Genomic DNA, 22,925 nt, shown 5'->3' on the forward strand with positions numbered 1-22,925 from the left:
CTTCAGTAAACTCTCTAAAACTTAAAGAGGAGGAGAATTAGAAAATGCTTCCATATTTATCGTTAAACTTAGCTAATTTGCTAGTTTTACTTGCTAACCCGCTTGTCAAACTTCCAGTCCATGCAGGGTGAGTAAGAGGATCTCTATCAAGTTTTACCCTATCTCCCTCCTTTCCATAAGTGGAACGAGTTTCAAACTCTTGACCGTCTGTCATAACTATAATAATTTTATGATAATTCATTGTTGTTTATAAACTTTTAGTCAGTTAACATTCTAGTGAACTTAATTCACTAAGTCAATCATTATTCTAAAATATTGACAAAAAATAAATAAAATCTTATACTTAATAAGGAATAAGTAATAATTATCATGATTTTCGCTTTCCCTGGTCAGGGCTCTCAGTTTGTAGGAATGGGAAAGAGCTTATATAGTGAGTTTTCCGTTGCAAGACAAGTATTTAATGAAGTAGATAGCATATTGGATAGAAAGCTGTCTCATTTAATCTTCAACGGTCCTATTGAAGAATTAACCATTACAGAAAACGCTCAGCCAGCTATAATGGCAGTATCAATTGCAATGCTACGTGTTATGGAGCATGTGTTTGGCAAATCTCTTTTCACTGATCACAATGTTAAATATGTTTGTGGGCATTCAGTTGGCGAATATACAGCGCTGTGTGCTGCAGGAGCGTTAACGCTTGAGTCTGCAATCAAGCTGCTGAAAGTTCGCAGCGAAGCAATGCATGAAGCTTCACTGAAATGTAAAGGCGGAATGGTTGCGTTGCTTGGAGCAGAGATAAATGAAGTGGAAGATATATTGAAATCAGTTCAAATTGACGGAATTTGTGAAATTGCAAACGATAACGGTGGCGGACAAGTGGTTATAAGTGGCACTAGAGAAGCTCTTGAAATGTTACCCGATTTATTCAAAAACTCGAGTGTGAGGAAACTAATTAAATTACAGGTTAGTGGGCCTTTTCATTCATCTCTTATGAAACCTGCTGATGAAAAAGTTTTGGAGTTTTTGAAGGGTATTAAAATAACCCGTCCTATAGTTCCTTTGATATCAAATGTTACAGCTAAAGAGGAGAGTGATCCCAAAGTTATAAAAACTTTACTCGCCAAGCAAGTTGTAAGCAGAGTGAAATGGAGAGAAATGGTTTTGTATATGTCAAGCCGTGGCATTAACAAATTTGTTGAAATTGGCCCTAATAAAGTTTTATCTAATTTGGTCAAAAGAATTGACCAATCTATCAGTACAAAAAATATAGATAGTATTGGTGATATTGACAGCTTCTTTAATGAATCATTAGTACTAACAGCGAAAAATTTAAAAGTTGGATTAAGTTAAAACACATCTATTTGATGTCATTCCGGTGCATAACGCTGCCTAGCTGGAATGACAGAGGGTAATGCAAGAAATCAACGAACTGCCTGTCATTTCGTTTGGTTTTTTAATTCCAAGTAGCTGTAAAATAGTAGGGGCAATGTCAGATAACCTTCCGTCTCTTAGTTTTAGATTATTGCAAGACACAATAAATGGCACTTTATTTAGAGTGTGTGCTGTATGAGGTGTATTATTTTCTTCATCGAACATACATTCCACATTACCATGGTCTGCAGTGACAATTAACGCGGTGTTGCTTGACTTTTTAACAGCACTCAGCACTTTTGCAAGACAATCATCTACAGCTAGCACAGCTTTCTCGGCTGCTTTTATATTACCTGTATGTCCTACCATATCAGGATTAGCGTAATTTACAACTATCAGCGCGAATTCTTGGGAGTGAATTTTTTCTACAAGCTTTTCTGTGAGCTCGAAGGCTGACATTTCGGGCTGCAAATCGTAAGTTTGAACTTTTGGTGAGGGAATGAGTATTCTTTCTTCACCAGAGAAAGGTTCTTCTTTTCCACAATTGAAAAAGAAAGTCACATGAGCGTATTTCTCGGTTTCGGCGATACGTAATTGTCGTAATTTATTGTCTTCTATTGTTTGTCCTAGAGTATCAGCGAAAGAAGTAGGAGGAAAAATATAAGGAATTTTGAGATCTTCTTTATACTTCATCATACTTAAAATTGAAGAGAATTTTGCTACCTTAGCGTAATCTGTTTTGCCAAGCAAAATACTTGCTAATTGTATCATTCGATCAGCACGAAAGTTAGCCAACAGCACTCCATCTTCTGGTTTTATACCTTGATAATCACCTATTACTGCGGGCCTGATAAACTCATCAGTTATGTTATTTTGATAGTTATTCTCAATCAACGATACTGCATTATCATGACAAGGTGCCTTTGCAAATGCGATAGCCTCATAAGCTTCGATTGTTCTCTTCCACCTGTTGTCACGGTCCATAGCATAGTAACGCCCAGAAACAGTAGCAATTCTTGTGTCATTTCCCTTTATACTCTTTGTAAATTCTTGAATGCATTTTTTTCCTGAATTTGGCAATGTGTCTCTGCCATCTAAAAATGCATGTATCACCACTTTTATTCCATGCTGTGATATTTTATTTGCTAAAGTTGAAATATGCTTTTGATGCGAATGAACACCGCCATCTGACACTAATCCCATTATATGGCATACTCCGTTCTTACTTTTTAGATTACTAATAAAACTTTGTAGATTTGCATTGTTTTCTATTGTTGCAATTTCTTGATTAATGCGCTGAAGGCTTTGCATTACTACTCTACCACTGCCAATATTCATGTGGCCAACTTCTGAATTACCTATTTGACCACCAGGTAACCCCACATCAGCTCCACAGGCGGATAAACTGCATTTTGGATAATTAGAGCTAATATATTGCCAACAGGGTGGATTTGCGTTGCTAATAGCATTGTATTTACTGCTTTCTACTCCATTTCCCCAGCCATCTAGTATACATAAAACGACTGATTTAATGTTCATACAAAATCAATACTAGAATTTCACAGAGAAGAGCTCCCCGAGCCGGATTCGAACCAGCGACCAATTGGTTAACAGCCAACTGCTCTACCACTGAGCTACCGAGGAATAAACTGGTTTCAATTTATCATATTGAGCGCTGATTGTAAATGGTTTTTGTATACAATTATGATCAAAACAATGTTAAATGCGCGAAAAAGTGTACATTGACATGAGATACAAGCCTAATGAAAAAAGCTACGAATGCCGGTGAAAAACATAGCAATTTTATTTTCATTTGCAGCTTTTATCACATCTTGATCTTTCAGCGAGCCACCAGGCTGAATTATAGCTGTAATTCCATGTTTTGCGCTTTCTACTATGCTATCTGGGAATGGAAAAAATGCATCTGAAGCAAGCACTGCACCTTTACATTTTTCACCTGCTTTTTTCACTGCAATGTTCACACTATCTATTCTGCTTGTTTGCCCTGCACCGATGCCAATAGCACAACCATCTTTTGCTATAACTATTGCGTTGGATTTCACATGCTTACATATTTTCCAGGCAAAAATAAGATCTTTTTTTTCTTTGTCCGTTGCAGTGCATTCTGTTACTTGTTCTGCTTTTATTGTGTGGTCATTATTTTCTTGCACCAAAAACCCACCAACAACATTTTTAGTTTGGTATTTCACATTTTGTTGAAAAGATTTATGAATAATCACTCTTAAATTTTTCTTTCTTTGTAAAATTTTTAGTGCCTCATTGTTTACCGATGGTGCTATCACTACTTCCAAAAATATCTCGTTTAATTTTTCTGCTAGCTTTAAATCTATCTCCCGGTTTAAGGCAACTATACCACCAAAACTGCTTACTTCATCGCACGATAGAGCTTTTTCATATGCCTCCAAAGCATTATTACCAATAGCAGCGCCACATGGGTTATTATGCTTGATTATCACTGCTGCAGGTTCTTCGAATTCAGCAGTTATGTTAAGTGCGGACTCTATATCTACTATATTATTATAACTCAACTCTTTTCCATGTATTTTTTCCAGCGGATATTTGGTGAATTGATTGCTATAAAATGCAGCTTTTTGATGAGGGTTTTCACCATACCTTAATTCTTGTGCTTTATGCCCATATAGTGCGAAAAACTCTGGTAACTCATTATTTTTACTCTGGGATAAAAACCAACTGTGAATATTAGAATCGTAGTGTGCAGTGAGAGCAAATGCTTTGGTTGCTAAGTGTTTTCTATATTCCAATGTTGTTTCATTGTTATTTTTTATCATCTCAGCTTTTAGTGCTTCGTAGTCTTGAATGCTAGAAATAACTGAAGTAAAACGAAAGTTTTTTGCTGCAGCTCTAATTAACGCCACTCCGCCGATATCAATTTGTTCTATAATTTGCTCTTCATTTGAGCCGCTACTTACTGTCTCCCAAAATGGGTATAGGTTAGTTATAAGCAGGTCTATTGGCTCAATACCTAGATCTTGCACTTCCTTTTTATGCTTTTCTCGATCATAAAGTATTCCTCCATGAATTTTAGGGTGTAAAGTTTTCACTCTACCACCCAGTATCTCTGGAAATTGTGTGTAATCTGAGACCTCTTGTGTTTTTATTCCTGCACTAGATAGCACTTTATAAGTATTGCCCGTTGAAAGAATTTCTATTTGTTGCTGCGTTAAAAACGATGCAAGATCAATTATATTCGTTTTATCGTATACTGATATTAAAGCTCTTTTTATTTTCATTTTTATATGGAAAGTTTTTTAAGATTATATCTAAGAAAAGGAAATTTAGCTATTACATTTCTACACTAATTTAAAGCAGTCTATTCTATAAATTTTTTTACCATGCTTGATTTCAAGCCACGAATAAAATCTTCAATACTGCAAGGATTTCTCCCTTCCATTTGTACAACTTTAGGAATTAAAGTGCCACCTTTTAAACTTATGTGCATATTATCGTTAACAATCTTACCTTGTTCTGAAGCGAGAGCTTCAAAGTCAGCATCAAGTATCCTGATACGTTTACTTTCTATCTTAATGAATGCTTTTGGGTAAAACGCTTTAACCTTTCTATAAGCAACTTCACAGGCATCACTTGCATAAATTTTATAGTCTTCCACTTTGTCAGCGTAACATGCATTGTTATCGTTCTGTTTTAAGGGAAGCTGTTTTTCAATTTCGTTTAGCACTTTCAGCAGTAAATCACTGCCTAGCTTAGATAATTTATCATGCAATGTCTTGTAATTATCGTTCTTTTCGATAAGAAATTTTTCCTGTTTTAAAATAGGGCCGGAATCTAATCCTTCATCCAATTGCATAATGCTAACCCCGGTTTCTTGATCTCCTGCTAAAATTGTGTGCTGTATCGGGGCTGCACCACGCCACCTTGGTAGTAATGAAGGATGAATATTAATACAACCATATTTTGGAATATTCAAAATTTCTCTTGGAAGTATCAACCCATACGCGGCTACAACTGCAACGTCTGGTTTGAAATTTCTAAATTTTTCTTGCTCTGCCGAAAACTTTAGAGAGATAGGAGTACATACCTCTATGTTACTTTCTTCAGCGATAACATGTACTGGAGATTTCGTTGGCTTCTGTCCACGCCCCGAAGGTTTTGGAGCCTTGGTGTATACTGCCACCACTTCGCTCTTTGATTTCAGTAACAAGCTCAGAGAATTAACAGCAAATCCTGGTGACCCCATGAAAATAATTCTCATGGTGTCTTTGCTTTAAGAATTCTCTGCTAATTTACCACTTACAGCTTCTACTAATTTGGCAAAATCATCCTTATAATTAACGGCCATCTCAGCAAGAATTTTTCTATTTAAATCAATGCCGGCAAGTGTAAGACCATGCATAAACCTACCATAAGTAAGCCCATGCTCTCTTGCTGCTGCATTAATACGTATTATCCATAAGCTACGGAAATCACGTTTACGGGTTCTTCTGTCTCTATAAGCATACTGCAGTGCTTTTTCAACTCTTTGTAATGCAATTCTATAACAACTTTTTGCGCGCCCTCTATAACCCTTTGCCAGTTTCAATATTTTTTTATGACGAGCGTGAGTAGTGACTCCACGTTTTACCCGAGCCATTTTATTTTACCTCCATTTTGTTAAATACCGTAAGGCATATGAAGCTTAACTATACGCGAGTCAGATTTACCAAGAATCGTTGTACCGCGCTGATTACGAATATTAGATTTACTTCTCTTGACCATGCCATGCCTTTTGCCTGACTGAGTAGAAATAACTTTACCCTTAGCTGTAAGGTGAAAGCGCTTTTTCACAGAAGATTTGGTTTTTAATTTTATTTTCTTCATATTCCAAATAAATTTACAAGCACTACTATTGAGTTCTTTAATAGTAATTAAGCATTAGTATAAATAATTTTATTAAAGAATCAAATTAAAATTGTATATTAAAGGAGTTTAAAAGTAATTACGCCCAATATGTGTGTTATACCTTCTTTATTCCCAAGTGGCAACAATACTTGCCTCATTTTAACACTTTCACTTTCTTCCTCTTCATTGATCGGGCATTTACTCTCTATTACAGTATCAAGTTTATCAATAACTGCATCTATTTTATATAGTCGCAAAAATGGTGCATCAATTGCATACTTATTATCAATGCGCGTCTTTTTCTCAAAACCATAGAATTCAACAGCCTTTTCTCCTGCATTTTCACAAATATAACCTTGATCCTTGACTTCAATGACAAAACAATGCTGCCATGATTCCATTATTTCTGCAGTGTCTATTTCATGCCTTTCTGGCCAATCTCTGTCTGATCCTTTTATGTCATTCCAGTGTTGAGTCACCACATTTGCTATTCTTTTTTCTTTGCCTACATAAATTTCCATTCCAATTTCCACATATAAAACACAGATATGAGGTAAATTTATCGTGAATATATTGATTTTTTCTTACCACAAGGTGCATGTCACTAGAAGTTCTGAGATCTAGAGAGTGGTATTGATTTTATTTCCATTACAACTTATTATTTATAGATAACCTCAATAAAAACGATGAAGCTAAACGAAATCAGAGAAAGATTTATAAAATTTTTTGTAAATAATGACCACGAGCAGGTTTCTTCTTCTCCTTTGATTCCAGAACATGACCCAACGCTCATGTTCACAAATGCTGGTATGGTGCAGTTTAAAAATATTTTTACTGGTGCTCAAAAAACTGAAATGAAACGTGCTGTCTCAAGTCAAAAGTGCCTAAGAGCAGGCGGTAAACACAATGATCTGGAAAATGTTGGCTATACAACTCGGCATCACACATTTTTTGAAATGCTCGGAAATTTTAGCTTCGGTGATTACTTTAAGGAAACTGCGATAGAATTTGCGTGGGAATTTATCACTAAAGAGTTATCTCTTGATAAAAACAGACTATCCATAACCGTCTACCATACTGATGATGAGGCGTACGAGATTTGGCGTAAGATAAGTGGCTTTTCAAGTGATAAAATCATAAGAATTACAACGGATGATAACTTTTGGAGTATGGGAAGCACTGGTCCGTGCGGTCCATGTTCTGAAATTTTTTATGACCATGGGAGTCCTAATTTACAAGAGGGCGATAGAATTGTTGAAATCTGGAATCTGGTATTCATGGAGTTTAACAAAGATGAAGAAGGTAATTTACACAAATTGCCAAAAAAATGCATCGATACTGGAATGGGCCTTGAAAGAATAGCGGCTGTTATGCAAAACGTCCATGATAACTATGATATTGATCTATTTTCTGCTCTGATAAGTAAATCACAAGAGTACTGTGGAAGAACGGAAAATAAAATAGCGCATAAGATCATAGCAGATCATCTTCGCGCGGCTGCATTTCTCATCGCAGAAGGAGTGCTTCCTGGAAATGAGGGCAGGAATTACGTATTACGCAGATTAATTAGGAGAGCCACACGTTATATTCACCTGCTTGGATATAATGATTCCCTACTCCATCGTATTTTTCCAGTGTTGATAGATAGCACGAGTTCGGCTTATATGGGAGCTGAATTAGTCAGAGCTAAAAGCTTAATAGAAACGACGTTAAAATCAGAGGAAGAAAACTTTAAAGACACTTTGATGAAAGGTATCAATCTCCTGGAGAAATTCACTACAGATTTAAAATCGGGCGATACTTTGCCTGGAGAATCAGCGTTTAAGCTATATGACACCTACGGATTTCCTTTGGATATTACACTTGATATTTTAAAAGAGAAAAAAATAAATTTTGACCAGAAGGGTTTTGATGATGCAATGGGAGAACAAAAAGAGAGAGCACGTGCTAAATGGGCTGGATCTGGTGAAAAATCTGTTGAGCAAGTATGGTTTGATTTGATCAATAAATTTGGCAAAACAAAATTTGTTGGTTATGAGTTCAATGAAGTAAGTGATGCGAAAATACTAGCTATAGTTTCCTCTAAAAATGAAGTAATTGATTCTGCAAAGGAGGGAGAAAAGATAACCATTATACTTGATAAAACACCTTTTTATGGCGAGTCAGGTGGACAAGTGGGAGATACTGGCAGTCTGATCAAATCTGATAGAAGTATTATTATAGTCGAGAATACCAATAAGGTTAATGACCTATATTTGCACAGATGCATAGTTAAGTTCGGTTCAATTTGTAAAGGTAACACAGTTGCAGCAAGCATTGACAAGGAAAGAAGGCAAACCTTAAGAAGAAATCATTCAGCTACACATCTTCTGCACTTTACACTCAGAAAAATTCTAGGTGATCATGTCACTCAAAAAGGTTCCCTAGTTGCACCAGATAGACTGAGATTCGACTTCAGCCATAACACTCAAATGACTCAAGATCAGTTGTTTTGGGTAGAGGATATGGTAAACTCTCTAATCAGAGAAAATCTTTCCGCATCTACAAAAATTCAAAGCATGAATCAGGCAATAGACGAAGGAGCTATGGCGTTATTCGGCGAAAAATATAGCGATCAAGTAAGAGTAGTGAAGATTGGAGATTCAAGGGAACTGTGTGGTGGCACGCACGTTGAACATACTGGAGAAATCGGTTTATTTAAGATAGTAACAGAGAGTTCTGTTGCTTTTGGAGTGAGGAGAATTGAAGCTTTAACTGGTCAGGAAGCAATCAATTATGTACGTGATAATGAAATTAACTTAAAAAAAGTTGCAGAATTCGTAAAAGCGCCAGTGAGTGAAATAACAAGCAGATTAAGTATTTTAAGTCAAGAACACAAAAAATCCGAAACCAAAATAAAAAACCTATATAAAAAGCTTGTGAGTGCAGAGAATATAAAAAGCACCGAAATAAATGGAATAAATTTTATAAGCCACACTTTCACTGATATTCCAGCAAATGTAATAAGAGAGTTTGTTTTGCAGCAACAAAAACCAAAAACGATAATAGCTTTCACGGCAACAGAAAAAGATAAAACAGTCTTGATTATTAAAGTAAGTAAAGACTTAATCAATAAGATTAGCGCAAAAGAACTAATATCCATAGCAGTTGAAAAGAACTGTGGTGGGAATGCTGAATTTGCACAAACAGGCTGTGATAGCAATAAAATAGATGATGCCATTACAGCCATTTATAGCAAAATAGCAGCTTCTAAGCACTCTACGTCATACCACCACGAACCGTCATACCGCCGCGGCGCTAACAAGCAGCGGGATACTTAACCATCGTCTACACCGTCATACCGCGATTCATTCGCGGTATCTCTTAGCCGCTAACAAGAGATCCCGCTAACAAGCAGCGGGATGACGAATTACTATGCCGCCGCGAACCGTCATACCGCGATTCATTCGCGGTATCTCTTAGCGTAGATCCCGCTAACAGGTAGCGGGATGACGGTTGTCAGGCTAGCTGTCATCCAAGTAGCTCGACTACTTGGATCCAGGAAAAAGAATGGTGTCATGAAAGTAGCTGACACTGATTCCTTTATGATGGTGTCATCCCAGTGCCCAGACACTGGGATCCAGGAAACTTAATTGCAAGTAATGCATTGGATTTGGTGAGTATGGGTTTTGCGTTATAGAATGAAGCACTTTTGGTGAATTTATAAAGAAAGCTGGATCCCAGTGTCAAGCACTGGGATGACAAGGTATAAACCTTATCGTCATGCCGCCGCGAACCGTCATACCGCGATTCATTCGCGGTATCTCAGCCGCTAACAAGAGATCCCGCTAACAAGTAGCGGGATGACGGTTGTCGTTCAGCCACAAACATTAAGAAATTTACCAAATGAAAAAAAAGGCAAAAGAAGCCCCGTGGTTATTATCCGCTTTAAAATATTGGCGTTTTTTATGTTTTAAACGCTTGACAAGCGAAATTCAGCTGCTTTTAATTGCAACTAACTTACGCTGCAAATGTTTAAGAAATTTACTAAGCAGAAAAAAAGACAAAGAATCCCCGAGTTAGCTAGTCTTTTACTATCTCTGTCGAGTATTGGCATTTTTTGATGTCTTGTAACGCTTTATAAGCGCGTTCAGCTTATTTAGATAAAAATCTAGATGTAGATGAAGTTTTGTAAAGACATACAGTATCTATATACTGCAAAAAATTGAACATAAGACGCCGATACATTAAGTAATCCTTACCTTTTAATCTGCAGATTGGCGAAAGCAAATACAATAGCTTCAGTTTCATGATAAGGGGGCTAGCGGAGTTTGTCAAGGAATTCTTATTAAAACTAAAGAGCTCAAATGAAAGGAGGTAAACTCTAAAGTATACATTTAGTAGCGCTTTCTATGAGAGAAATCGTATTACCTATTCCGTAAAGCTTTATGAAAGATCCCATTCTTGGACCGGTTTTTTGGCCAAGTAACGTTTCATATAATAGCTGAAACCAGTCACGTAAGTTGGTGTAATCATATTTTTTTCCAATAGAAAATACCTGAGATTGAATTTCTTCAGCAGTAGCAGTTGTAGATAGAGAATGTAAAGTGTCCTTCAAATCTAGTAACGCTGCTTTTTCTTTTTCATTTGGAGTTTTATATGATTTTGTTGGCTTGATAAAATCGTGATAATACTTTACTGCAAAGTCTGAAAGTCTATCAAGCATTTTATTATTTTCTGGTGTAACGTTTGGTGCATAAGAGGATATAAAACCCCATAGGATCTCTTTGTTTTCAGCATTACAAGCTGCTGCTAGGTTTAAAAGTAGTGAGAAATTTATGCCTGAAGTTTCTATACTGGGAACATTGCCCTGGTGAATGTGCCAAGCAGGATTATTTATATCCTTTTCTTTGTTCTCATGATAACGCTTTACAAATTCTAAATATTCATCAGTTGATTTTGGTATCACATCAAAATATAAACGTTTAGCTTTTTTAGGACTCTGAAAAATGTACAATGCTAAGCTCTCTGTTGGTGCGTAAGTTAGCCACTCTTCAATTGAAATGCCATTTCCTTTTGATTTTGATATTTTCTTTCCTTCTTTATCAAGAAAAAGCTCGTAGCAAAACAGAAGTGGTGGCTTTTCTCCAAGTATTTCACATATTTGACTTGAAAGCACAGCAGATGGAGTTAAATCTTTTCCGTGAGCTTCGTAATTTACTCCAAATGCGGCCCACCTCATTCCCCAATCAGGTTTCCATTGCAGTTTACATTTTCCTTTTGTCACTGGAACTTCTATTTTTTCCCCGTTTGGGTCTTCATATGTGATTGTTCCTTTCTCTGTATTTGTTTCAATTACTGGAACTTGTAAAACTTGAGAAGTTTTTGGGCATATTGGCAAGAATGGACTATAAGTCTGCTGCCTTTCTTCCCGAAATGATGGAAGCATTACGTCCATCACTTTATCATAATTTTTCAGCAGTAGTAAAAGTTTTTCATCGTAAACGCCAGATTTATAACACTCTGTTGCACTCCTGAACTCGTATTCAAATTCAAACAAATCAAGAAATTTACACAACAATGAATTCATGTGATGACCATAACTCTGATGAGTGCCAAATGGATCAGGTATCATAGTCAATGGTTTATTTAAGTGCTCTCTTAGCATCTCTTGATTTGGCACATTATCTGGTATTTTTCGCAAACCATCCATATCATCTGAAATTGCAATGATTTTGGTTTTTATACCAGGAGCTATTTTTTTTAATGCATTTACAACAACTGTAGTGCGGAAAACCTCTCCAAAGGTTCCTATGTGGGGTAAACCAGAGGGTCCATAACCAGTTTCAAATATTATTTCTTTTTTATTAGGAAACTCTTGCAATACTTTTTCTGCTTCTTGAAATGGCCAATTTGTCATTATCGGGATTAAATAATGTATCTTAACTTAAAGTGCTACTAGTTTCAATGGATTTTTAATATAATGATATAGTGTTAGTGTTAGAGCTATTATTAGAAGGTTAAAGATATGTCCACAGGTAGTATACAAACAGATCAATTATTTAAAGGTCTTACAAGACCTGCAATGCTCTTTGGTGTGAGTTATATGTTTGCAATATTAAACGTCCTGATTTGCATGCTAATTTTCATTAATTCAAATGATTTAAGAGTGATTCTCTTAATGTTACCAGGTATACATGGACTTGGTTATATAGCTTCTGCAAAAGAACCGTTGTTTATTGAATTATTTATGGTAAAATTGGGAAAGTGCTCGAAATGTTTAAATCGTTTTTACCATGGAGCCAATTCTTATGATATTGCTTAACGTTGTGTGATGCTGAGGTTTAGGGCTATTCAATCAAAGAATAAATCTACTCTGAACAGGGAAGTTCACGCTGCTGAATTTATTCCTTATTCTTGCTATTGGAATAGCACAACCTTGATGACAAAAGAAAATTGGTTGGTTAAGGTTATAAAATTAAGTGGTTTTGCATTTGAAACTGCCGATGACGAGGATTTAGTCATACAGAACAACATCAGGAATCAGATGCTAAGAAGCATTTCATCTCCGGCATTTAGTTTGTATTTTCATACTATCAGACGTAAGAAAAATATTTTTTCTGATGAATTTGCAAGTCAAGGTTTGCCGAATTTTTTCGCTAATCACGTAAATCTAAAATGGAGAGAAAAACACGCAACAAGGCAATCATTTATTAATGACCTATACATTACGATTATCCGTAGAGCGGACACAAAAGGAGTAGAATTTTTGTCACATCTACTAAAAAAATTCGGACATGTAACTTCAAAACATGCTTGGGAAAGTGATATACGTGCCACGTATGAAGATTTAGAGGAAACGACAAATCGTGTAGTGACAAGCCTTAGAAATTATTCGCCTAAAATTCTTGGAGTAAAAGAAACTCCAGATGGTTTGTTCTGCGAAATAATGGAGTTTCTATCTAGAATCGTAAATTGTGGCTTCGTTACAAATACGCTTTTTCCGCTAAGAACTGAAATATCAAGATACTTACCAGTACATAGGTTATTCTTTGGCCGTAAGATGATACAGGTTGTGACTCATAATGAGAGTAAATATGCTGGAATAATTAGTATCAAAGAATATGGAAATCATACTTCTGCAGGAATGCTTGATTCGTTTTTACAACTTCCTTACGAGTTTATAATTACGCAATCTTTTCAATTTATAAACAGGCAAATGGCGATTGGAAAAATACAGATACAGCAAAATCGAATGATACAGTCTGCAGATAAAGCTATTTCTCAAATAGCAGAAATTTCTCAAGCGCTTGATGACGCAATGAGTGGTAAGATTGCGTTTGGTCAACATCACCTGACTATTTTATGTATAGAAAAAAGTCCTAAATCATTGGATAACGCTCTGTCGTTGGTAGAATCAGAGCTTTCTAATTGCGGTGTTTACCCTATACGTGAGAGAGTTAACCTTGAACCAGCATTTTGGGCGCAAATTCCTGGTAATTTCGATTATATAGTGAGAAAAGCTACAATAAGTAGTCTTAATTTGGCTGGATTTGCATCTCAACATAATTATCCTACTGGTAATAAATTCAATAACCACTGGGGAGATGCCGTTACAGTTTTTGACACGACATCTGGTACTCCATTTTTTTTCAACTTTCATATAAGGGATGTTGGACACACTATGATAATTGGCCCAACTGGTGCTGGTAAAACTGTTTTAATGAATTTCCTGTGTGCCCAAGCGATGAAGTTTTCTCCAAGGATATTCTTTTTTGATAAAGATCGCGGTGCAGAGATTTTCTTAAGAGCACTTAGTGGTATCTATACTGTAATAGAACCAAGAACTAAAACAAATTTTAATCCTTTACAACTTGATGATACCTCTGATAATAGAACATTTTTAATGGAGTGGATAAAGTCTTTAATTTCGGTATATAATGATAAATTTACTTCAGAAGATATTGCACGAATTAATGATGCAATTGAAGGAAATTTTAAATTAAGAAAAGAAGACAGATTCTTGAGAAACCTCGTACCGTTTTTAGGGCTTGCAGGTCCTGATACTCTAGCTGGGGCAATATCTATGTGGCATGATAATGGTTCTCATGCTGCAATATTTGACAATAAAGAAGATTTGCTAGATTTTTCACGAGCAAGAGTATTTGGTTTTGAGATGGCTAGCTTGCTCAAAGATCCTGTTGCTCTTGGACCGGTCTTGATTTATTTATTTCATAGGATTAGTATATCTCTTGATGGCACTCCATCTATTATCGTTCTTGATGAGGCATGGGCGTTAATAGATAATCCAGTTTTTGCACCCAAGATAAAAGACTGGTTGAAGGTACTGAGAAAACTAAATGCTTTTGTGATTTTTGCTACTCAGAGTGTTGAGGATGCAAGTAAAAGTACTATTAGCGATACGCTTGTACAACAAACAGCGACACAGATTTTTTTACCAAATCTGAAAGCTACTAGTGTCTATCGGGATGTTTTTATGTTAACTGAACGTGAATATATATTAATTAAGCACACAGATCCGAGTACTAGATTCTTTTTGGTGAAACAAGGAGTCAATGCTGTAGTAGCTAGAATAGACTTAAAAGGCCTGGATGATATAATCAACGTATTATCCGGACGTGCAGAAAGTGTTCTATTGTTACACGATATATTAAATGAAGTTGGGGACAACCCAAAAGTATGGTTGCCTATATTTTATCAGAAGGTAAAAAATGTTTAAGACTAAGCTGTCATTGCTATTAATTGCGATATTTTTACTAAATATAGACTTTTTACTCTCATATCCAGTGCTTGCAGATGGAGTAAGTGGTACTGACAAGACAGAATTTGTTAGCAGATTTAATTCCACTGGCAGTTTTAGTCGTGCCTCTAATCCTGATTGTGGAGCGTTTAAAACAGCTGCAGCACTTGCTGGAATAGCGATTGCTGTTGGCGCAATATTTACTGGCATTGTTTTGATCGTTTCTTCTGCTGGTTTGTTTACCGCTCTTGTTATTGTTGGAATGATAGCTGCAATTGTTGGAGTCTGGAAAGCGATAGGAGGGCTTGTTGTTTGTGAACATAGTTTTGTTAAACACCCAGTTGCACGTGATCATGATGGAAAATACAAAAATTTTAAATTAGAAGACACAGGTTATAGTGGCTGCACCAATGAAAATTACCAAACAGAAGAGGAATATTTTTCTTGTTTGCAAAATAAAGCTCGGGAAGACGTGAACAAAAAAGATTATGACGGGAAAAGAGCAGAAAAAGAAGCCTTAAATTCTAACGTTCAGGAGAGTACAGAGAGTTATTACTGGCCAAAAAATGGTGTGCAATACAGTGAATATATAGAAGTATGTCATCGAAACCCTTTAACTTTTGGTAATCTTTTTAATAAGGTAGACTTTAATTCCAGAGGAAAACCTGGATACATAGACTTTGATGTCAGGGAGAAAGACACTGGATACGTAGATGGGTCATGGTCCTCGAAGGTTGATGGTGGTCTGGAATGTAGAGTTCTCAAAGCAGGACAGAGCGAACCCATACATGGAGCTACATTCAAAGCAGTGAGAAAAACGGGCAGATTATGTGTGGAGTTAGCCAGTGTTAGCATGCTTGGTATCGAAATGACTCCTTGGCCGCAAGGGGTTGATATGGGGTGCACGGAATTGCCACCTGACCCACTTGCTCCTATGTGTGAAAAATCTGTGATGATATTCAAAAATAAAGATGGTACAGGAGAGGAAAAAGTTCCTATTGGTAATAATGATGACTATAAAACTATTATCAGATCTAAAGAAAAAAGACTCAACGGACAAGGGGGGAAAATTTTTGTAGGTTATGATAATGCTGGCTGTTTTAGCTCGTATGTTTCTGAAGCTTGTTATAACCAGGCAGGGAGTAAATCATTAGCTCCTATTCCCGTAACTTCTATGATAGTGCAATGCATTAAGGAATCGTTAGATAATTTAGTTGCAGGTAAAGGTGCACCAAATGGTGAGAGTTTTATATCTGTAGCACAGAAAAGGCTGAAAAACACTGTAACTGCTGTTTTAGTTTTAGCTTTAATACTGTTCTCTATAAAAGCCATGTCTGGTGGAGTTCAGAGGCCTCAAGAAATGTATATGTTGATCATAAAATTCGCTTTAGTGATTTACTTCACAACAGGCAGTACCATGTCTCATTATTATGGAGAATTAACTCGTCTCTCAAATGGTTTGTCAGAGATAGTGCTAAAAGCATCATCTGAAAGTAAAGGCATATGTAATTATAAAGCAGGTACAGATTATGAATATACTCGTGCAGGAAAGAGGGTATCTTACAGTTATCTTGCACCTTGGGATAGGCTTGATTGTAGAATTTTATTTTATTTAGGTGCCCCTTTAGATGGAATTGGTGGCAAAATTGGTACTGGAGGTGTTGCAACGTTAGCAGTCTTGCTTGGTGCTGCTCCTGTCTTATTAGTTGCAGGTTCGGTAATCGGTATTATTTTTGCTGGTGGACAAATTTTAGTAGCTCTTGTCTGTATATTTATGGCCGTTCTGATGATGATGGTTATTTTGTGGCTGTGCTATGTATTTATTTTATCTCTAGTTGCTTTAAGTGTAATCATCATTTTATCACCTTTGTTCATTCCTATGGTTTTATTCCAACACACCAAAGGATATTTTGAAGGCTGGGTGAAAGAGTTGATTACCTATAGCTTATACCCGGTTATCCTTTTTGCGTTTTTGTCCTTTATGTTCATAGCATGTGATAAAATCTATTTTAAAAATTTAAATTTTGAACTGGACGAGTCATATAAAAATGAACAACCGGACAAGTCATATGAAAAGAAACAAGCAGAAATCTCATATAGTAAGAAAAAACAGTGGTTTAAATTGAAAGATGGGGAATGTGATAAAAATGAAACTACTCTTGCATGTATGATGCAAAATTATAGCTTTAAAAAGAGCAGCATACTTGGTCTATTCGACTTTACATACATGGAGTTTGGCAGCTCTCTCATCGGAGAATTATTAAAATTGTGTTTAGTATTATTCCTCTTTTACCACTTTTTAAACATTCTTCCTGGCATGGCTGCTGAACTTGCTGGTAACCATAGAGCAGCACTTGGCTCAGGTCAGACACCTGGACAAATGGTGGGCAAAGCTTTATCTGCTGCCAAAGCTGCTGCTGGGGGTGTTGCTGGAGTTGCTGGTGCTGCTGCTAAGAAGTTGAGTGGTGGAGACAAGAGTAAATCTCGAGGTTCTGGTTCTAGTAGCTCCGAGAGTGTTAACAAAAGCACTGAATGAGTTGGATTTATGCTAAAATTTTTGCTGATAATACCGTTTTTTTTTCTGTCAGGCTGCGGGGAACATCACTGTATTAAGCCAGAAAATTTATCGGGTTTGCGTGAAAAACTAGATATAGTGTCAACAGAGCAGAAATGGGTTGATTCTGGTGTTAATATCTCAGATAGAATAAGAGTAACAGAGATTGATATAGTGCCTAGTAAGGTTAATTTTTGTCCTAAGCAGTATGCAGATTTTGCAATTGGGCCTGGGAGAAATGACGTTGCATTACCATTTGCACTTAAAAAAGGCGATACGATAAGCTTTAGTGTGATTGGAAGTAAAGTGTGTAAAGATAAAGAGAGTGAGACAAAAATCAGGTATTTGAAAATCGACGAAAAGTGTAGCGAGCAAGAAACGGAACATTTTGCACATGTTTTAAATCAAGAGAAATGCCAAGGTGGCAAGGATGGGATATGTCCTAATAAATATATAATAGGCGATGCGCAATGGTTGAGTGGAAGAGAGTACTGGTTTTCGAAGTTAGATCAAGATGAAAGAAAAAAGGAAATTGAAAATATTATTAACTCTATAAAACAAGGAGAGAATATAGATTGCAGCAAGCTTTCAGAGAGCAGTGCAAGTAAGATAGATACGCACATTTTAAATTCACTCTGTAGACGTATATGTAAATTTTCTTCTGGTCGTAGAGGCGAGGATTGCGTGTATATTGAATATAATAATATAGAAATTGAGCTATTCAATGCTTTAAATTCTAGTGGTGAATCTGTTGTTGCTGAAATTATTAGTAACGTATTAAAGGGAAAACAGGTAAAAACTGACATTACATTTCTAAAAGTTGGTATGGATAATGAAACTCTTGAACACATTCCAGGTGGTGGTTTATGTACTAGTTGTGATCATAAGATGGAGAATGACCATCAAATACCAAGTTTAACTTTTAGTCTATGTAGCAGAAATGACAAGAGCTGCTACAATACAAATGACAAAGGCGGGTTCAACATAAGAGTAACGAAGAACCATAGTCTGGAAAATAGCTTGTATATAAGTGTTTCCGATAAATTCCCTGAGCATAAGCCTGGTGAAAATCAAGCGGATATATCTGTAGATATCAGCAAAGTTCATGACATGGAAAACTTGAAAGGAAAATTAAAAGACAAAACAGGCACCATATATTACGGAATAAGAGACCATGGCTGCGATTACAAAAATGAAGGTCAGTTTAGCATTAACCTAACAACTCAAGAGCCACCTACAAAAACTTTTAGTGCAATATATAATTTCTTTGATGAAAAAGTGAAAACTGCATTTTTCGGCTCTAATTATAAAGACCCTAACGCAATTCACTCTGATACTAGTCCTGTAAAGTCTCTTTACGAAAGTTTTATAAAATCAAGCGGAACAAATACCATTAGATCTACTATAATATCACTATTAGTACTATATATAATCTTATATACTCTTTATTACTTTTTTGGATTAACTCATATTTCTATATATGAGTTTTTAATTATATGCGTAAAGATAGGAATCATCGCCCAGCTATTGCAGGATAATAGCTGGGACTTTTTTTATAACAACGCATTCTCTATATTTATTAACACTCCAAAACAACTAATAGAAATAGCAAATTTTAGAGGCACTACTTCAAATGTTTTTGAGTTTCTTGATTTGCCGCTCAATAGGTTCTTGTCATCGCATTCAGTATTGTTAATAGTATCTCTTATATTTTCTGGCCCTTTGGGCATTGTATCTTTTTGCTTGGTGATTTGGGGTTTAATCACAGTGAGCTTATCTATTTTTAATGCCTTATTTTCTTTTATTACATCTATAGCAATAGTTGCGTTATTACTTTCTTTAGCACCTATTTTTATTATTTGTCTTTTATTTGCGTATACTAGGCAGATGTTTCAAAACTGGGTTAAAAATTTAGCAAGATTTGCAATTCATCCAGTGGTCCTTTTAATTTTTATATCACTGATAAGTCAGGTTATGGATTATATTGTGTATTCAGTATTTGATTTTGAGGTCTGCTCTACATGTATACTTAATATTAACCTAAAGATTTTTAACCCTTGTATTTTTTATGGTTATGCTTCCAAATATACACCTAATATTACCGCTATGATGGCTTTTGTTATTTTGGGACACGCTATGAAAGCTTTAGTTGAAGCTTCTTCGGCAATATCTGACTCGTTGTTTGGTGCTTATGTAGCAAGCGAACCTGGAAGACAGTATCAACAAAGCTTAATGGGAACAGTAGGGTTAGATGAACAAAGCGTTCAAAGAAGAGAAAGAGGAGATGCCTCTCAACAATCAGGTAGGTCAAGACCTCAAATACCACAAGGGACTCAAAGGTCAACGCCTCAGATACCACAACCAGGAAGACAGCAATGATAAGTAAAAGATCACTATTATTGATACTGTGTCTTGCAATCACTGGTTGTAATATGGATTGTGTCGAGCCTGGGTTGCAGAGCAAAAACACCAGCGTTAATGTGGATGTTCCAGTTCGTAAAGCCGATAAAATTCATTGGGTTGATTCTGGTCAGGTAATTAGTCAGGGTGAGAAAATCAAATTCACCCTCGATGGATCAGTAAATTTTTGCCCTTTTAAAGAAGACAAAAATCCAAGGAAAGTACTTGTGCCAGCTAGCTTTTGTGCTGATGGCTCAGAACCAAATTATAGTAAGGCTGCGGATATTAATAGTGTACCTAACAATTATGGTGTTAATGAAAGTAAAAACGAACTATGTGGTGGCAAAGGATTTGGCAGCAATAGACGTTATGTGGACACTGGAATTAAAGTAAATCCTGGTGACAAGTTAAGCTTCAGCTTAGTTCCCAGAAAAATAACAATTGATTACGACAATCCAGAAGGGAAAGGCATCAATTTTGATGACAATTGTTATAAAGCTGTAGAAAATGATCGTAAGGAAACTGTATATAAGAAAGCTACAGTGAGTGAAGTACATCAGGGGGGAGAGTTTTTTTGTGATGGTAAAGATGGTACAAAAAATAAAATACAATTTTTACCTCTTGATAAAACAAAAGCAAAGGAAAGCAAAGTGCTAGTTGGCAATGGGTATACCCCATATGATAATAAGGTGCATTTTAATAAAGGTTATATTCAAGACAACGAACCATGGGTATATGGTTCACTACTTGATTTACGCCGCGCTAAAATAGGATTGAACGAGTTATGTGATGGAAAAAACTGTAGTCTTGATGAGAGAAAAAAGTACTCCTCCTATGAGCTTAACTGTTACCATCAAAATATATGCTATACTGAGAAGGGTATATGGAACTATGGTTTAGGTCAAGCAGGAGAACGGAACTGTGTCTCCTCTATAAGGTATAAGAAGTACGATAAAGGAAATAAATGTGATATGTATTCTTATCTAGAAAAAATGGAAGGGAATGTTAAAGCAGGTAGTTTTACTGAAGATGATAAATCTTGGGCTGAGGCTCTTGTTGCAAAAATTGGTGATCCTGATGATAAAAATACCGCTAAAGGTATTCAATGTCTTCCAAAGAAAGAGGGTGCAAAAGGGGATAATATGTGTTCGCAAATTGGCGATAACAATAAATTCGAGGATTTTTCTCTGGAATTGAACAATGATTATCCAGTAAATGACGAGGTAACGCCCGGTAGCAGTGTGATGCTTGCCATTGCAGATTATGGTCACTATGGAGCTAATAGAGGTGGGTACCATGTTAAAGTGACTAGATCGTGTGAATATATCAATGGCAAAAAACTGTATGTGTATTTGGGTGATAGCCCGCCAGGGGATCCATCTGCTCCAAAGACTAATGATTTCAAAAAAGTAGAGAACTTAGATAAAACAAAGGATAAGGTATATTATATAATAGATGGAGGTCTTTTAACAGATGAATGCAAAGACAAAAAACCTATAACAGATGAATGCAAACCTAAGAAGATATATTTCGGCATCAATGTAAGCAACGTAGAGAAAGATGACATTACGGACAAAAATGGCAAATATTACGAAAACAATAAGTATAGTGTAACTTTATTTGTCAAAAGAAAAATTAATGATTTTATTTCATCGAATATAAACAAGATATTTGATTTTATGAAAAAAGAAGTAATTGGTGACAGCGTTAAAGATTCATACAAAGGATATATAAAAGGTCTTCTTCAGGGAGTAAGAGCTTTGCTTACTCTATACGTTATATTTACTGTCATTGGCTATATGCTTGGAACAATACAGCTAAGTAAATTTGATTTCATTGTAAGGATGTTCAAGATAGCATTTATAGCTTTTGCCTTTAGCGATAGAAGCTGGGAACTCTTTGGTACAACTTTATCCAGACTTTTTGTAGATGGTAGCATTTATTTAGTTGATAGTTTTTCTGGCTATGTAGGAGAAGGGGAGAGAAAATTTGCATTCTTAGACTTGACAGCAGGAGTATTATTCACAGCAGAAACTTGGTTAAAGTTTTTATCATTGATGCTCTCTGGTCCTTTTGGCTTTATTGCATTTTGGGTAATATTCTGCGCTACTTATGCGTTTTTAAAATGCATTATTAGCGCTACGTTTAAATATGTAATATCTACTGTTCTAGTGGCGTTTTTACTGTCATTAACACCTTTATTTATCGTATTTATTCTATTTCAAAAGACTAAACCCTTGTTTGATAATTGGATAAAAACGTTGGCTCATGTTTCATTAGAACCAGTCATTTTATTTTCATTTTTATCTCTTTTAAATCAGTTGATGTATTCAGTTTTATATAACCTCACAAATTTTTCTGCATGCTATCAATGTTTAATTAGCGTAAATTTCTTATCGTATGATCTGTGCTTGATGAAATCAATACTGCCTCTTGGATACAGTCCTGGCACTAGCGTTGATGTTGCACTCAGTACCGGAGAAAGGGCTGGTGGACACTTTGCAGCATTACCTATAGACCTAATCCAGGCGTTTATATACCTCATTATTGCCGGTGCAATGGAAGCTTTTGTTTCTATACCGGAAACTATGGTACAAACACTATTTAGCTCTGGTTATGGAGTTACTGGCGGTGTTGGTACAGTTGCTAAGAGCGCATCGCAAGCTATGCTGTCAACCGTTGGCCTTGATGATAAGACCCAAAGTATGATACAGAGTATCAAGCAGAAAATGAGTAAAGATCGGGGAAAAATTGAGGCTAAATTACCTAACACACCAAAGCAACCAGACAAAAAAGAAGATTCTAAAGGAAGTTCTGATAAAACAACGAGTGATAGACCTAAAACATTAAAACAATCAGATCAGCAAAAAAATTCTGATGAAACAATAAGAAGTGATCCTAGTGCTAAAGCTAAAAACAAGGAAGAAAATGGAGAGGAGTAAGATATGAATGATGTTATGGAGTAACTAATTAAAAAGATAT

At 36.0% G+C, this 22,925-nt stretch carries 16 protein-coding genes and 1 tRNA gene; 8 read left to right on the top strand and 9 right to left on the bottom strand.

The features are described from left to right. Nucleotides 1-37: 37 nt before the first annotated feature. Nucleotides 38-241 carry a 50S ribosomal protein L31 gene (gene rpmE, locus ACQH2Q_RS05140; RefSeq protein ID WP_007548602.1) on the bottom strand — a complete coding sequence of 68 codons (204 nt, stop codon included), beginning with the start codon at nt 239-241 and terminating at the stop codon, nt 38-40. A 128-nt stretch (nt 242-369) separates the two neighbouring features. Between rpmE and fabD the strand changes: the two genes are divergently transcribed. Beyond that, nucleotides 370-1,350: an ACP S-malonyltransferase gene (gene fabD, locus ACQH2Q_RS05145; protein ID WP_155969147.1), complete on the top strand. Its 981-nt coding sequence runs from the start codon at nt 370-372 to the stop codon at nt 1,348-1,350. A 39-nt stretch (nt 1,351-1,389) separates the two neighbouring features. Here the strand turns inward: fabD and gpmI are convergent, their stop codons facing one another. From gpmI to ACQH2Q_RS05180, 7 genes are all read right to left on the bottom strand, one after another. After that, nucleotides 1,390-2,910 carry a 2,3-bisphosphoglycerate-independent phosphoglycerate mutase gene (gene gpmI, locus ACQH2Q_RS05150; protein ID WP_425383426.1) on the bottom strand — a complete coding sequence of 507 codons (1,521 nt, stop codon included), beginning with the start codon at nt 2,908-2,910 and terminating at the stop codon, nt 1,390-1,392. Nucleotides 2,911-2,943: 33 nt separating this feature from the next. Further along, a tRNA-Asn gene (locus ACQH2Q_RS05155) sits at nt 2,944-3,015 on the bottom strand. 116 nt (nt 3,016-3,131) lie between these two features. Next, entirely contained in the window at nt 3,132-4,643 is a 1,512-nt protein-coding gene (gene purH, locus ACQH2Q_RS05160; protein WP_425383427.1) for a bifunctional phosphoribosylaminoimidazolecarboxamide formyltransferase/IMP cyclohydrolase, read from the bottom strand. Nucleotides 4,644-4,723: 80 nt separating this feature from the next. Then, nucleotides 4,724-5,623, bottom strand: coding sequence for a methionyl-tRNA formyltransferase (fmt, locus tag ACQH2Q_RS05165; RefSeq protein WP_182309908.1), 900 nt, complete (start codon nt 5,621-5,623; stop codon nt 4,724-4,726). Between the two features lie 12 nt (nt 5,624-5,635). Further along, a complete protein-coding gene (gene rplT / locus ACQH2Q_RS05170) occupies nt 5,636-6,001 on the bottom strand; it encodes a 50S ribosomal protein L20 (RefSeq protein WP_064125369.1) in 366 nt (121 codons plus the stop codon). Between the two features lie 20 nt (nt 6,002-6,021). Next, a complete protein-coding gene (gene rpmI, locus ACQH2Q_RS05175) occupies nt 6,022-6,228 on the bottom strand; it encodes a 50S ribosomal protein L35 (protein WP_007548610.1) in 207 nt (68 codons plus the stop codon). 98 nt (nt 6,229-6,326) lie between these two features. Beyond that, nucleotides 6,327-6,770: a PAS domain-containing protein gene (locus ACQH2Q_RS05180; protein ID WP_010962890.1), complete on the bottom strand. Its 444-nt coding sequence runs from the start codon at nt 6,768-6,770 to the stop codon at nt 6,327-6,329. Between the two features lie 165 nt (nt 6,771-6,935). On the opposite strand from ACQH2Q_RS05180, the gene alaS reads away from it, so the two are divergent. Both alaS and ACQH2Q_RS05190 read left to right on the top strand, forming a co-directional pair. Beyond that, on the top strand, nt 6,936-9,569 hold the full coding sequence (gene alaS, locus ACQH2Q_RS05185; protein ID WP_264339079.1) for an alanine--tRNA ligase: 2,634 nt from the start codon (nt 6,936-6,938) through the stop codon (nt 9,567-9,569). A gap of 565 nt (nt 9,570-10,134) precedes the next feature. Continuing rightward, the gene (locus ACQH2Q_RS05190) at nt 10,135-10,311 is read left to right on the top strand and encodes a hypothetical protein (protein WP_338481703.1); all 177 of its coding nucleotides are present in this window, start codon (nt 10,135-10,137) and stop codon (nt 10,309-10,311) included. A 301-nt stretch (nt 10,312-10,612) separates the two neighbouring features. Here the strand turns inward: ACQH2Q_RS05190 and ACQH2Q_RS05195 are convergent, their stop codons facing one another. After that, nucleotides 10,613-12,148: a lysine--tRNA ligase gene (locus tag ACQH2Q_RS05195; RefSeq protein WP_264339080.1), complete on the bottom strand. Its 1,536-nt coding sequence runs from the start codon at nt 12,146-12,148 to the stop codon at nt 10,613-10,615. Nucleotides 12,149-12,256: 108 nt separating this feature from the next. On the opposite strand from ACQH2Q_RS05195, the gene ACQH2Q_RS05200 reads away from it, so the two are divergent. Genes ACQH2Q_RS05200 through ACQH2Q_RS05220 form a run of 5 tightly spaced genes read left to right on the top strand, consistent with a single transcriptional unit; the run spans nt 12,257 to nt 22,885 of the window. Beyond that, complete coding sequence (locus ACQH2Q_RS05200) at nt 12,257-12,553, top strand: type IV secretion system protein VirB3 (RefSeq protein WP_007548615.1); 297 nt, start codon at nt 12,257-12,259, stop codon at nt 12,551-12,553. Between the two features lie 9 nt (nt 12,554-12,562). Further along, entirely contained in the window at nt 12,563-14,968 is a 2,406-nt protein-coding gene (locus ACQH2Q_RS05205) for a VirB4 family type IV secretion/conjugal transfer ATPase (RefSeq protein ID WP_353286577.1), read from the top strand. Beyond that, nucleotides 14,961-17,525: a type IV secretion system protein gene (locus ACQH2Q_RS05210; protein WP_213863603.1), complete on the top strand. Its 2,565-nt coding sequence runs from the start codon at nt 14,961-14,963 to the stop codon at nt 17,523-17,525. Before ACQH2Q_RS05205 ends, ACQH2Q_RS05210 begins: the two co-directional genes overlap by 8 nt. Before the next feature lie 9 nt (nt 17,526-17,534). Next, nucleotides 17,535-19,922 (top strand): type IV secretion system protein, encoded by a 2,388-nt coding sequence (locus tag ACQH2Q_RS05215; protein WP_425383428.1) that lies wholly within the window; start codon nt 17,535-17,537, stop codon nt 19,920-19,922. Beyond that, entirely contained in the window at nt 19,919-22,885 is a 2,967-nt protein-coding gene (locus ACQH2Q_RS05220; protein ID WP_425383429.1) for a type IV secretion system protein, read from the top strand. The genes ACQH2Q_RS05215 and ACQH2Q_RS05220 overlap by 4 nt, the downstream gene beginning before the upstream one ends. Nucleotides 22,886-22,925 lie beyond the last annotated feature (40 nt).

The sequence above is a fragment of the Wolbachia endosymbiont (group A) of Melieria omissa genome (assembly GCF_964031125.1).
GTDB classification, from domain to species: domain Bacteria; phylum Pseudomonadota; class Alphaproteobacteria; order Rickettsiales; family Anaplasmataceae; genus Wolbachia; species Wolbachia pipientis.